The organism is Microbulbifer variabilis, assembly GCF_052468405.1.
Genome location: NZ_CP174343.1, coordinates 21,057 through 33,355, shown reverse-complemented (window position 1 = coordinate 33,355; position 12,299 = coordinate 21,057). Strand labels below are relative to the sequence as shown.

The following is a 12,299-nucleotide window of genomic DNA, read 5'->3' as shown; positions in this document are numbered from 1 at the left end:
TCCGCTCTGACGCTCCACTTATTGTACAGAATGTGCCTAGAGTATGGCTGTCAGTTATTTATACGACTCTGCACAATCCTATTCCCAGAATAAGCGGCGATGGCCAGAGAAAATCAATTTAAACTGCTGGGCAAACGTCGCTTTCTGCCACTCTTTTTATCTCTCGTCACCACCTTTTTCAACGATGATTTATTCCGGAATGCTCTACTGGTCATACTGGCATTCCAGCTGGCAAAGTCAGAAGCCAATGCCCTGATCAACTTCGCCACCGGTTTTTACTTACTCCCGTTCTTCCTATTTTTAGTTACCGCAGGGCAATTGGCAGATAGGGTAGATAAAAGCCGTATGCTGCGAATCATCAAACTGATAGAGATTCCTATAGTTCTACTGGGTGCGGCCGCCCTCTTTATTGGCAGTAAAATTCTGCAGCCCATTTGATCAACTGGCTCCACTGATTATTTATGACACGGTGCCTCGACAAGCCCGCTTTATACTGCCAAGAAGTATCGGCACTTCTGCGATTCACACTGAAACATGGCGGCCCCTCTCCTATTTGGTATGACTTATCCACAGGGGACTTCACAAAGACCACTCGTGCCGAACTGGAGCGGGCCATCGGTCAGGGCGAGCTACTGTGTATTTTTCCTGAGCTAGAAGTTGGTGAACGTACTTGGGATAGACGGATGGGGAAGATCCTTGCGCACAGTGAACTTCCAGTCATTCCGCTACTTTTAACAGGAAAGACGCAATCAGGTTCAATTCAAGATACACAGGGCAATAATGAACATCATCATCTGTTTAGACGGCTTTATCTCCTCGCTGATAAGCCTATTAATGACGCCAGTGTAAATAAAGCGAGTATTGAGCGACAGTTTTCTTACCTATGGAAAAAGTATTTCTAGCTTGAAACAAGCCAGGCAAATATGACTGCCACAACCTGCTAGCATTCTTATAACTAGCATCTTGATATTTCCACACTATTGGGCGGCGAGGCTGCGTTTACTGATGCCCTAGATACTTAGAGCCTCTCGGCAATATCCAGCGCTAATAATTCTATGAAGCGAGCATCAATGGCTCAGCACAATCAATTCAAACTGCTGTGTAGACGCCGATTCCTGCCATTATTTCTGTCGCTGACTACCGCGGCATTCAATGACAATATATTCAAAAATGCTCTCCTGGTAATGTTGGCATTCCGCCTATCAGAAGGTCAGGCCAACGCACTGATCAACCTGGCTACCGGCTTCTATATATTGCCCTACTTCTTATTTTCCATTACCGCCGGGCAGTTGGCCGACAAGTATGACAAAAGCGTAATCATCAGAATATTGAAGCTGGCTGAGATTTTTATTGTGATACTCGGGGCCTATGCCCTGATTTACAACAGCCGTACCTTGGACTTTCTTGTGCTCTTCCTGCTGGCAGCACACACAGCGATCTTCAGCCCAGTGCAATATGCCATTTTACCCCAGCACTTGCAGCGCCAGGAGTTAATGGGCGGTAACGGGCTTGCACAAATGGGCTCCTTTGCCGGGGTACTTATCGGTACCATTGCCGGCTCTCTACTGGCTGGCTATACCAAACCGGGACAGCCTGGTCTATTCGATATAGGCTGGATCATGGTCATCGTCGCAATATTTGGCTACTTAACTAGTCGCTGGATCCCGACAGCACCATCATCGGCTTCCAAGCTACATATCGGCTGGAACCCCCTGTCACAGGCTTGGCGCATCTTACGGCTGACCATAAAAACACCATCTGTTTTTTATGCAATTATTGCCTGTTCTTGGTTTTGGCTGGTGAGCTCAGCCTATTTGGCCCAGATTCCCAGCTTCACTAGAAATATACTGGGCGCCAGTGAACCTGTTATCACCCTCATCTTATGCTGTTTATCTATTGGGGTCGCGGTAGGCTCACTGATGTGTGAGAGTCTCTCCAGGGGACGAATTACCTTCGGTATCGTGCCTGTCGGTGCGTTAGGTATAACACTGGCCGGTCTTGGGTTGGGTTGGAGTGCCGCCCAGTTTGAAACACTATCCGGGGCATCGGTAGCAGAGTACCTCCGCAGCGATGGCGCCTATGCAATCCTGATATACACCGCTTTACTGGGCATTTTTGGAGGTATTTTTATCGTTCCACTCTATACCATTATTCAGGACCGAACAGAAAAAACGGTTCGCGCTCAGGTTTTATCTCTCAATAACGTACTTAACGCTTTCTTTATTGTAGCTATCTCACTGCTGAATATCGTATTTTTGGACGTGTTGAAAATCACCATTCCACAGTTGTTTATTCTCATCGCTCTTTTAAATATTGCAGTCATAACCTTCCTCTTTTGCAAATTACCCGAATTTATTGTGCACCTGATAATCTGGTTTTCATCTCGCCTTTTGGTCCGCACAACACACGGAAACCTCAATCAAATACCCAAAAAGGGCGCGGCTCTATTGGCTTGCTCTCCTGACGGGAAACTTGCCCCTCTACTATTAATGGACACGTTTTCACGCCCTATTCGTTTTGTGTTGCCCAGGTCTATCTATGAAGCACCGGTATTGCACTTTATATTCAAGAATTACGGCACCAATCCCATCATCCATGACATAACCGAAGGTGAAGAGAAAGTATCTGGAGACATCCAAAATGCGCTAGGCAATGGTGATCTGGTTTGCTTATTCCCCAGTACTGGAACGGATAAAGATCATACCCAAGATAACCGGGTCTCTATCGACAGAGTTCTGTCCGGCATAACTACTCCCCTTTTTCCTATCTTTTTACAGGGGCTCAATACGCACAGAAATAATAAGAGTAAAAAGCGGCAGAAACTTCTGTCCAAAGTTCATATCACCGCTGGAGCAGCAATTACTCCTGAAGATACGAAAACCTTTCACCAATGATCTCCAAAGGGTACTTGAGCAATTGTTCGTCGGCGCCAGTAATGCCCCTAGCTCCCCAAAAGCCATATTGCAAACTCACTGGCCCGACAACCAGAGACAAGAAAAAAACCAGCTTTCCCAGAACTCTGGCCGTGACAGGTAAGACTTTGACCGCTTTTAAAATTGACGCGGAAACTCTGCAAGAGCAAATGCAAACTTGAAGGAGGAGTAGGGGGAGGTGATACCCGTCCACAAGAACGGGTATCTCGTTGACATCTAAGCCGCTTTGCCCGCAGCTTCAGCAGTAGCACCGCCTTTTCTCATCAGCCATAACGCGGCCACAAGAATAGTGGCCTGCAGACCTAGCCCCTGCCAAGTGGAGTAAATTCCCAACCAGTCAATACTGAATTGTACTGGAAGGGGTGAAATAGCAATCCAGGCCGCTTCCTGTAGCGCCGCCACCGCTTTTCCTGCGAGCACGAATGACAGGGCCAGCAGTACATAAGTGGTCGCAGAGAAGAACTTGCCAATCGGCAGGCTCACTGAGTAACGTATCAGGGCAAAGCCAACTACTGCGAGCAGGGCCACACCAGCGACAATACCTCCCCAGAGTGTGTTGTACTGACTTTCTGAAGTCTGCGCCAACAGCGACTGATAGAACAGAATAGTTTCAAAAATTTCACGATAAACCGCAATGAAGGCTAAGCCGGCAATCCCCCACAAGGCGCCAGTACTCAAGCTGCGATTGATACTATCTTGAATATATTTCTGCCACTCTGACGCCTGTGTCTTACTATGCATCCAGAAACCTACATAGAAGAGCACCATTGCGGCCAACAGCGCAGCGACACCTTCCATGACCTCACGGCTGGCACCGCTGATGGTGATAACGCTTTGGGCCGCAACCCAGGTGGCAAAGCCAGCTGCAAATGCACCAATCCAACCCAAGTGCACAAATTTGAGGGCATCGCGGCGTCCAGTCTTCACCAGAATTGTTGTCAGCGCAATTACCACCAGCAGGGCCTCCAGCCCTTCACGCAGTAGGATTACCAAGCTGGCAATAAACAAGGCGGCGCCGGACAGATTGCTATCCTCCATCAGTGCTTCCGCCTGAGCCAGTTGCTGCAGAATCGCCTCAACCTGATCTTCAACCTGTTGTGGGTCGCTGTCTGCGTTCAGTTGTGCACGCAAACCCAGCAGTTCACGCTCAGTGGCCTGGCGCAGATGCACATCCAGTGAATCCAGCGAGTTCTCAGCCATCTCAAAGCCATCCAGGTAAGCGCTGATAGCCAGAGTACGGGCACTGACAAAGTCGCCCTGCTGGTAGGCTTGCAGGGATTTTTGCAACTGTACACGCGCGACATCAATTGGGGTGTCCCCCTCTTCCATTGCAGTGCTAAACAGCGCGCTGGGATTTCCACGCAGAGCCGCTACTGACTGGGGGGAAAAATCCGGACGGTCGCTTCGCAGTACCTGTGGGCTGTACATCACTAGATCCTGCAAGCTCAGCTTCGGTTCTGCAGCGTCAGCGCTTTCTCCTGTAAAAGCCAGGCTCCCCACGAAAAAAGCCAGTGACCAGCGCTGCTGTTCGTTGAGGTTCTTGAATGCTGTCATGGCAGTACCGTCGATACCATTGCTAATGGCATCATAGAGCCCAAGAAGCGAGCGATTCTCAGCCCGCTCGCGCTCGTGGAAATCGGTCGGTGCAGGTTCCAGCTGGGCCGCCAGAGGGCCATCCCCTTTACCTTCCACACCATGGCAAGCGATACACTGAGCCTGATAGAGGGCACGACTTTCATTAAGATCGAGCAGCGTGGTAGGCAGAGAAAGCGCCGGCGCAATAGACAGTAATCCCTGTCGCAATTTAGCCGTATGCACCTGGACCTCGGCAATAGCTGCTTTGCGCTGAATCGCCTCCTGTAAAGCCCTGGCTTCGGCGCGGATTGTCACAGCCTCTGCGGAATCCGCGAGCTGTTGCCCACGGTCGATCAACAACTGGGCAAACTCCTCCATCTCAGCATATTCATCCGTGTTAATGATCTCACCGTCGGCCACCGCCTCCGGGTAATCCACACCTATATATTCCGCCATCTGCATAAGCTGGCGCAGCTGCTGCTCGGAAAGGCCTGCCTGCTGGGCCTGGGTGGGGATTATCGTAATCGCCAACAACGCCACAAACAGGCGGGCCAGGTATTGGGAAAGGCGCATGGAGAGTCCTTTTCTGTTGCTGCAAACAATGTTGAGAATATGGCGCATAATATAATTGATAACCATTCTCACAACAAAGTCCGCATGAACACTAACTGCTTCAGAGATAAGCTTGTAATTTATATTGCACACAATTACATTGCGTACAATATAAATTACAGGAGATGATCATGACTGACCTCTACTCGATTCCCGTCAAGACTGCCGCTGGTGAGACTGCAACTCTCGAAGACTTTAAGGGCAAGGTGATCCTGATAGTCAATACCGCTAGTAAATGCGGCTTTACCAAACAGTACAGTGGGCTGGAAAACCTCTACAAAGAGTACAAGGATCGCGGCCTGACTGTTCTCGGTTTTCCTTGCAACCAATTCGGCAAGCAGGAACCAGGCAGTGATGAAGAGATTCAGGAGTTTTGTGAGCTGAATTTTGGAGTCAGTTTCCCTGTTTACGCCAAGCTGGACGTAAATGGCCCCTCTGCACATCCACTGTTTGTAGAATTGAAAAAGCGTGCACCGGGGCTGCTTGGCACCGAAGGAATCAAGTGGAATTTCACCAAGTTTCTGATTAGTAAGGACGGCGAACAGGTAAAGCGCTACGCTCCCAAGGACACTCCCGAATCCCTCCAGGCGGAAATTGAGCGGATGCTGTGACTGTGGTCTGTGATGATGATTCCATAGAGCTGGCTCTCAATCGCCAGCTCTGCTTTGCCCTTTACGCCGCCTCCCGAGCTATGACCCGGGCATATCAGCCCATGCTGAAGGACCTGGATATCACCTACCCCCAGTACCTGGTATTGATGGTTCTGTGGGAGTGGGCCGCGGAGGGGGATCAAAGCCACAAAGATCGGAGCCTTGGAGCTCTTGGCCAGCGCCTCATGCTCGATTCGGGCACACTCACCCCCCTATTAAAGCGCATGGAGCAGCGCGGTCTGGTCCAAAGATACCGCGCCTCCTGGGATGAACGTGTCACCCTACTATCGGCTACCGAAGTAGCTCTGGATCTTAAGCCCCGGGCCCGCGCCTGGGTACGACAACGCATTGACCAGTCTTCAATCAGTCGGTCTGAAGTGGAGCAATTGCACGGAGACCTTTGGCAATTCCTGAATAAGCTGGGAAGTGAGACTGCCAGTTCACCTACTAAATAGACTCTACTGCTCCATTTATGCCCCCTCATTGGCCTCACAGTTTGAGGGGACATGTATTTATTAAATAAAATTCATTGAAAACCGAGACAAAATAGGATGAAAAAACCACAAAAAAAAGAATAAAGTGCAAATTTAGGATAACCATTGACTGCAAGGTTGAAAAATATACATAATGTGTGAAATCTAGTCCGACGCGGATATCGCCAGACATGAAGACTGACATCTGTACATTTAGCCAGCATCATCTCGCCCTAGCTTCCTCGCTACGACTGCCGCTACGCGGCATATAATTTTTCTCTCCCCCACCCCCAACAGAATTCCCAACTTTATTTGGACGGCGCATAGACAGCAGCAGAGCCGCTTGTTTAGCCTCGGAACAAATAAGGAGAACAAGCGAAAATGAGCACAAAGAAAGATAAGTTAGTCATTTTTGATACAACTCTGCGCGATGGTGAGCAGAGCCCCGGCGCCTCTATGACCAAAGAGGAAAAGGTACGTATTGCCCGTATGCTGGAGCGCATGCGGGTGGACGTTATAGAAGCCGGTTTTGCAATCGCTAGCCCCGGGGACTTCGAAGCCGTGCAGGCAGTCGCTGAAGCAGTGACCGAATCCCGGATTTGTAGCTTGGCCCGGGCGGTTAACGCCGATATTCTGCGTGCCGGTGAAGCCTTAAAGAAAGCCAACGCCTCCCGCATCCACACATTTATCGCCACCTCTCCGATCCATATGAAGTACAAGCTACAGATGGATCCGGAAGACGTGTTGCAGCAAGCGGTAAACGCAGTTAAAACCGCACGCCAGTTTACCGATGATGTGGAATTCTCCCTGGAGGACGGTAGCCGTTCCGAGCCCGATTTTATGTACCGCATTATTGAAGCGGTAATCACTGCCGGGGCTGGCACCATCAATATTCCCGATACTGTCGGCTACGGCGAACCAGAAGAATACGGTGCCATGTTCCGCCGGGTTATCGAGAGTGTCCCCAATTCCGATAAAGCCATCTTCTCCACCCATTGCCACAACGACTTGGGCCTGGCAGTAGCCAACTCCCTATCCGCCGTGATGAATGGGGTACGTCAAGTAGAGTGCACTATCAACGGTCTGGGAGAGCGCGCAGGCAATGCTTCCCTGGAAGAAATTGTTATGGCTGTGCAGACCCGCCAGGATCTCTACCCAGTAGAAACCGGTATCGATACCAGCCATATTGTACCCACTTCACGCATGGTTTCCTCAGTAACCGGCTTCCCGGTGCAGCCAAACAAAGCTATCGTCGGCGCCAATGCCTTCGCGCACGAATCCGGCATTCACCAGGACGGTGTACTCAAGCATCGTGAAACCTATGAAATCATGCGTGCTGAGGATGTGGGCTGGGGCCAGAACCGCCTAGTTTTAGGCAAACACTCCGGTCGTGCTGCCGTGCGCGCCCGCTACGAAGAACTGGGCATCAATTTCTCAGACAGCGAAGAATTCCATCAGGTATTCCTGCGCTTTAAAGAACTGGCTGACAAGAAACACGAAATTTTCGACGAAGACTTACACTCCCTGGTTGCTGAAAGTGAAGCTCCTGTGGAGCGCTTTCAGCTCAACGACCTGGATGTACGCAGCAAAATTGGCAGCGCCCCCCAGGCTTTTATCAGCCTGTCAATTGATGGCAAAGCTCACGAGACAGAAGCTAAGGGTGACGGCCCCGTAGATGCCACGTTTAAAGCCATTGAGCATATCGTCGATAGCGGTGCAGACCTGAAACTCTATTCCGTGAATGCTGTTACCCAGGGAACCGATTCCCAGGGATCAGTGACTGTACGCCTGGAAAAAGATGGCCGTTTGGTTAACGGGGTAGGGGCAGATACCGATATTCTAATTGCCTCCGCACAAGCCTATATGGATGCGTTAAACTTGCTCGCCAGTAGTGAGAGTAAAAAACAGGGCGTGTAAGTGAACGAACTGCAGCGAGCGGAATATTTGTCAGTACTTGGTGTCGCCAGCTATGCGCCGCGCTTCGTATTGCCGCTCGCACCGGAGCCTCGCCAAGCCCTGCTGCCACCGGCTGTAGAGGCTGCCCCACCCCCACTGCGACAGGCAGAGCCCGCTGCCAACCCTCTGCCTCAATCGGTAGCGCACATTGTCTCTACCCCAGAGCAGGCTGACACAGCTGTTAGCCCGCCGGATATTGCAACGCTTACCGGTGGCGTACCCCAAGTGCAACCTGCGGTCATTACGCAGGTTGCGCCGCCCCGACAGGAGGTTCGGCCATTTGTCCTCAATTGCTGGCGACTCGGGGAAGAGCTTCTCGCTGTGGACAGCCATGAACCCGGAGCCGCCCTACCGCTGGATGCCCTGTTTGGCAATATTGTACAAGCGATGAACTGGCATCAGTTATCGCGTCAGCAGGAGCGCTTGCACTGGCCTCTGGCACAAAACCGCTTTGGCCCGATAGCCGATGCCTCTGAAGCTCGAGATACTTTTTCCAGCTGGCTAGAAGCTTCCTGTGCCCGCCACCCGGTAAAGTCTATTTGGCTGATGGGCGATGAAGCACAGAAGTTTTGTACTCCCATTCCACTCGATGAAACTGTCAATAATTGGCAAGGGGTCCGTGTCATCGGCATGCCAAGCCTGTCCCTATTGTTACAGGAACCCGAGCGCAAACGCGACCTCTGGCAATTACTGCGTGTAACTTACCCGGCAGAGACAGAGGCAAAATGAGTTTGCCGGCAGCTGTTGGGTTACGAAAACGCCTGGCAGGAGTAACTGATTGTGCAGCTCTCGCTGCGCTTGCACGCAGTGCTCACAGCCACCCGTGGAATGAAACCCAATACCGACAAAGTCTTGAGTCTGGACACCAAGGCTGGCTACTTGAGAATGAAGGGGAAATGATCGCCTGCTGTGTCATCAGCCATCTATTCGACGAGGTGGAAATCCTCGATGTAGCCGTCGCTCCTAATTGGCGCCGGCACGGCATCGCCGAGAGATTGCTCAAGGGGTTAATCACAGAGCTACCCGATGACATCCGGCGGCTACTGCTTGAGGTGCGCAGTTCAAATCTCGCCGCACTCTCGCTCTACCGCAAACTAGGTTTTTCTGAAGACGGCTTGCGTAAGAATTACTATCCCGCAGAAAACGGTAGCAGAGAGAATGCTGTACTCATGAGCCTCGCCCTGGACGATAGCGGGTCGTAAAATACCCACTGACGACAGAAAGGACCGTTTTCTCACTGCGCCTAGAGGGCGACTTTCAAGGGGGGCGCCCTGCCAAACAGCGTCACCACCCATCAGTTTTTGCGGCAGCATCACCGAGGTTCCCACTGATCCGACCGCGTAAAAAGAGTTATTGAATGACGCTATCGAACAGCAGCCCATCACTCCTCGAAGGCTCGGTGCCCGCTCACCTGCAGAGGCTGGCCCTTCCTATGGTATGGGGCATTCTCGCCGTAATGTCCTTCAATATTGTGGACACTTTCTTTGTCTCCCAATTGGGCAGTGCGCCACTGGCGGCCATGAGTTTTACCTTTCCCGTAGTGATGGTAATCAACAGCTTTGCTATCGGCCTGGGCGCCGGCACCTCATCGGCAGTCGCCCGTGCCTTTGGTGCCGGAGAAGTACAGGATGTACGCAGACTGGTTACCGATACTTCGATTTTGGCGTTACTGATCTCCCTGGTAATCTCAGTTGCCGGCCTGCTCACGATCCGACCACTATTCTCACTGCTTGGTGCGAGCCCTGAGCTACTGCCACTCATTGCCGACTATATGGTGCCCTGGTACCTCGGCACTATCTTCGTGATTGTCCCCACGATCGCCATGTCCGCCTTACGCGCCATCGGCAACAGCGCCTTGACCGGGCGTATTATGGTGGGTGTGGCCCTGTTTAACCTTATTCTCGATCCCATCCTGATCTTTGGGCTGTTTGGCTTCCCCCGCCTGGAATTACAGGGTGCGGCAATCGCGACGGTCATCGTGCGCGCACTGAGTTTCTTTGCAGCTCTTTATTTCCTGATTCGCCGCGAACACTTGATGGCCCCACCCCAATGGCACCTGGGCACCCTGATTGAATCCTGGCGCAAGATACTGGCCGTAGGACTGCCGGCGATACTGACCAATGTGATCATCCCCATGTCTGGCGGTGTCGTTGTAGCACTGGTTGCTGTGCATGGTGATGATGCCGTTGCCGGCCTGGGGGTAGCGATGCGTATTGAGCCGATGGCTCTGATTATCTTCTATGCGCTTTCAGCGGTAGTTGGTCCTTTTATGGGACAGAATGCTGGAGCTGGAAAAATCGATCGGCTGCGGGAAACTGTCAGCGTACTGGCACGTTTCTGCCTCATACTGGGCAGTAGCCTGGCAGTACTTTTATATTTTATTGGCGAACCTATCGCGCGCCTGTTTAGTGAGTCCCCAGAAGTTATCGCCGTGGCAGTCGCCTACCTCACCCTGGTGCCCATCAGTTATGCCGGTTACGGCTTTGTAATGTCAGCCAATGCCGCCTTTAACGGCCTTGGACGCCCCCTGCCCGCTACCATGATTTCCTTCTTGAGGGTGCTCGGTATCTACCTGCCCCTGGCTTGGCTGGGAAATCAGCTATGGGGAATGACCGGTTTGTTTGTTGCGACAGCCACATCCAATATCCTCCTGGGTATCCTTTCATGGTGGTGGCTACGCCACGATACCCGACAGCGTACGGCCGAAGTAGCCACCCCGGAGCAGCTGCCAGCCAGCTAAACAGCAGCCCCGGGCACACCGGGGCTTACTCCCCACCTCAGGCACTCCACTCACTCAAACGTCAGTACCAGTCAAGGAAGCGACCGCCACTTTTCTCTTCATGCACATTACTTCCACTTTTCCTCAATCGCTTCAGACACCACCGGCAAGCCTCACCTCAAATCCGGCATTTCCGGTGAAGGATCACTTAGAAATCGACCAATTCCCAACATGGTCGGTGACCTATGGAAGCAATGGAATACCCCCGCTCAATGCAGCGCCTGCTGCCTGAAAAAATCCTGTTAATCATATTCATTGGCTTGTTAGGCGGATGCGATCGGGATAACCCAACCCAAGAAAGCTCTGACTCGAGTGAGAATTTAAATAACTTCACTGAAAACTTGGATAATTTCCCCTGGATAATAAATATCGACAATAAACGCGCGCCCTATATTTACGAAGCCAACAGTCATGAACAGGTTCTGGTGAATGTACAGAGTGTCGATTCGGTTACGGTGAGTGGAAAAGACTATTCGAGTGTAACGGCCCCCGGTATCCCCGACTATGAAACCGAAATTACTGAAGACCTGTACGAATGGCTCCTAAGTCGACCCAGGGTGGATACCGATTTCGTCAGCGGCAATCCACTCCTACAGGTTGGCGATCTCATCAGATTTGGCCAGGACATCGGCTATCGCAGTAACTCTTCCTGTGGCGTGAATGCTGGCTATGATTACTGGCCATCAGGCCCGGTCTGCCCGGAAAATATCTCCCACGAGGGGTATTTTCCGCTGGTGCCGGAAGAGTCTGGGGAGGCGTGTGAAACTGGCCTGGGTGTCCAAGAGTACTGGGTTAACGGTACCTCTATCTATCAGTGGAGCGACGGCCAGGTTTTGGATGGAACCTTGCACACTCTGGCGCCAGTGGCAGAAATGTAGGATGTGGATATTTGCGGTGGGCACGCCGCACGTGGCGATTACCACCACCATTCCTATAGCGACTGCCTTGCAGAGCTTGTAGCCGACATAGGTAACAACCACCCACCCATTTACGGCTTTACTGCCGACGGCTATGCAGTTTATGGGTCCTCGGAAGAAGATGGTGTGCTGGCCAAAAGTAGCTGAGCTATCCGAAAATTACGACGATCCAACTCAATCAGCGGGTGTGGTTCTCCCGGAGAGAGGAACCGCCGGCTGGTCGACGAATAAAGCCTGGCACAAGGTTATGAAGTGCTGAATAAACCTGGTCCCAGTACCAGCGATACTTTTACCGCTCTGTCCGGCAATATCTTCAAAACTTCTGCCGGCTTCTTTTATAGGGATTACTACTGGGACCCGCATCTAACCGCACAAGGCGGCGCTTATCTGGACCAATAGAATGG

General features: G+C 51.6%; 13 protein-coding genes. 12 read left to right on the top strand and 1 reads right to left on the bottom strand.

Annotated features, from left to right (window positions below):
• Positions 1 to 99 precede the first annotated feature (99 nt).
• The 3 genes from ACJJJB_RS00470 (at position 100) to ACJJJB_RS00460 (ending at position 2,894) form a co-directional block, all read left to right on the top strand.
• Positions 100 to 438: a hypothetical protein gene (locus ACJJJB_RS00470; RefSeq protein ID WP_020411870.1), complete on the top strand. Its 339-nt coding sequence runs from the start codon at positions 100 to 102 to the stop codon at positions 436 to 438.
• Between the two features lie 23 nt (positions 439 to 461).
• On the top strand, positions 462 to 902 hold the full coding sequence (locus ACJJJB_RS00465) for a hypothetical protein (RefSeq protein WP_445365498.1): 441 nt from the start codon (positions 462 to 464) through the stop codon (positions 900 to 902).
• A gap of 168 nt (positions 903 to 1,070) precedes the next feature.
• A complete protein-coding gene (locus ACJJJB_RS00460) occupies positions 1,071 to 2,894 on the top strand; it encodes an MFS transporter (RefSeq protein ID WP_445365497.1) in 1,824 nt (607 codons plus the stop codon).
• A gap of 255 nt (positions 2,895 to 3,149) precedes the next feature.
• On the opposite strand, the gene ACJJJB_RS00455 is transcribed toward ACJJJB_RS00460, so the two are convergent.
• On the bottom strand, positions 3,150 to 5,081 hold the full coding sequence (locus ACJJJB_RS00455) for a cytochrome c/FTR1 family iron permease (RefSeq protein ID WP_445365496.1): 1,932 nt from the start codon (positions 5,079 to 5,081) through the stop codon (positions 3,150 to 3,152).
• Positions 5,082 to 5,251: 170 nt separating this feature from the next.
• Here ACJJJB_RS00455 and ACJJJB_RS00450 point away from each other — a divergent pair, with 170 nt between their 5' ends.
• From ACJJJB_RS00450 to ACJJJB_RS00410, 9 genes are all read left to right on the top strand, one after another.
• Complete coding sequence (locus tag ACJJJB_RS00450; protein WP_020411865.1) at positions 5,252 to 5,731, top strand: glutathione peroxidase; 480 nt, start codon at positions 5,252 to 5,254, stop codon at positions 5,729 to 5,731.
• Complete coding sequence (locus ACJJJB_RS00445) at positions 5,728 to 6,225, top strand: MarR family winged helix-turn-helix transcriptional regulator (protein WP_445365495.1); 498 nt, start codon at positions 5,728 to 5,730, stop codon at positions 6,223 to 6,225. Before ACJJJB_RS00450 ends, ACJJJB_RS00445 begins: the two co-directional genes overlap by 4 nt.
• Before the next feature lie 399 nt (positions 6,226 to 6,624).
• Positions 6,625 to 8,160 (top strand): 2-isopropylmalate synthase, encoded by a 1,536-nt coding sequence (locus ACJJJB_RS00440; protein WP_444945726.1) that lies wholly within the window; start codon positions 6,625 to 6,627, stop codon positions 8,158 to 8,160.
• Positions 8,161 to 8,928: a hypothetical protein gene (locus ACJJJB_RS00435; protein WP_020411862.1), complete on the top strand. Its 768-nt coding sequence runs from the start codon at positions 8,161 to 8,163 to the stop codon at positions 8,926 to 8,928.
• Entirely contained in the window at positions 8,925 to 9,401 is a 477-nt protein-coding gene (rimI, locus tag ACJJJB_RS00430) for a ribosomal protein S18-alanine N-acetyltransferase (protein ID WP_020411861.1), read from the top strand. The genes ACJJJB_RS00435 and rimI overlap by 4 nt, the downstream gene beginning before the upstream one ends.
• Before the next feature lie 155 nt (positions 9,402 to 9,556).
• Positions 9,557 to 10,939: an MATE family efflux transporter gene (locus ACJJJB_RS00425; protein ID WP_020411860.1), complete on the top strand. Its 1,383-nt coding sequence runs from the start codon at positions 9,557 to 9,559 to the stop codon at positions 10,937 to 10,939.
• A gap of 233 nt (positions 10,940 to 11,172) precedes the next feature.
• Positions 11,173 to 11,856 (top strand): hypothetical protein, encoded by a 684-nt coding sequence (locus ACJJJB_RS00420; protein ID WP_157533337.1) that lies wholly within the window; start codon positions 11,173 to 11,175, stop codon positions 11,854 to 11,856.
• A 3-nt stretch (positions 11,857 to 11,859) separates the two neighbouring features.
• Positions 11,860 to 12,042 carry a YHYH protein gene (locus tag ACJJJB_RS00415; RefSeq protein WP_353376957.1) on the top strand — a complete coding sequence of 61 codons (183 nt, stop codon included), beginning with the start codon at positions 11,860 to 11,862 and terminating at the stop codon, positions 12,040 to 12,042.
• 105 nt (positions 12,043 to 12,147) lie between these two features.
• On the top strand, positions 12,148 to 12,294 hold the full coding sequence (locus tag ACJJJB_RS00410; protein ID WP_020411857.1) for a hypothetical protein: 147 nt from the start codon (positions 12,148 to 12,150) through the stop codon (positions 12,292 to 12,294).
• Positions 12,295 to 12,299 lie beyond the last annotated feature (5 nt).

Coding starts and splice junctions, on each gene's coding strand:
- ACJJJB_RS00460 (WP_445365497.1), top strand. CDS start 1,071: ATGGCTCAGCACAATCAATTCAAACTGCTGTGTAGACGCCGATTCCTG.
- ACJJJB_RS00440 (WP_444945726.1), top strand. CDS start 6,625: ATGAGCACAAAGAAAGATAAGTTAGTCATTTTTGATACAACTCTGCGC.
- rimI (WP_020411861.1), top strand. CDS start 8,925: ATGAGTTTGCCGGCAGCTGTTGGGTTACGAAAACGCCTGGCAGGAGTA.
- ACJJJB_RS00425 (WP_020411860.1), top strand. CDS start 9,557: ATGACGCTATCGAACAGCAGCCCATCACTCCTCGAAGGCTCGGTGCCC.
- ACJJJB_RS00465 (WP_445365498.1), top strand. CDS start 462: ATGACACGGTGCCTCGACAAGCCCGCTTTATACTGCCAAGAAGTATCG.
- ACJJJB_RS00455 (WP_445365496.1), bottom strand. CDS start 5,081: ATGCGCCTTTCCCAATACCTGGCCCGCCTGTTTGTGGCGTTGTTGGCG.
- ACJJJB_RS00470 (WP_020411870.1), top strand. CDS start 100: ATGGCCAGAGAAAATCAATTTAAACTGCTGGGCAAACGTCGCTTTCTG.
- ACJJJB_RS00420 (WP_157533337.1), top strand. CDS start 11,173: ATGGAATACCCCCGCTCAATGCAGCGCCTGCTGCCTGAAAAAATCCTG.
- ACJJJB_RS00450 (WP_020411865.1), top strand. CDS start 5,252: ATGACTGACCTCTACTCGATTCCCGTCAAGACTGCCGCTGGTGAGACT.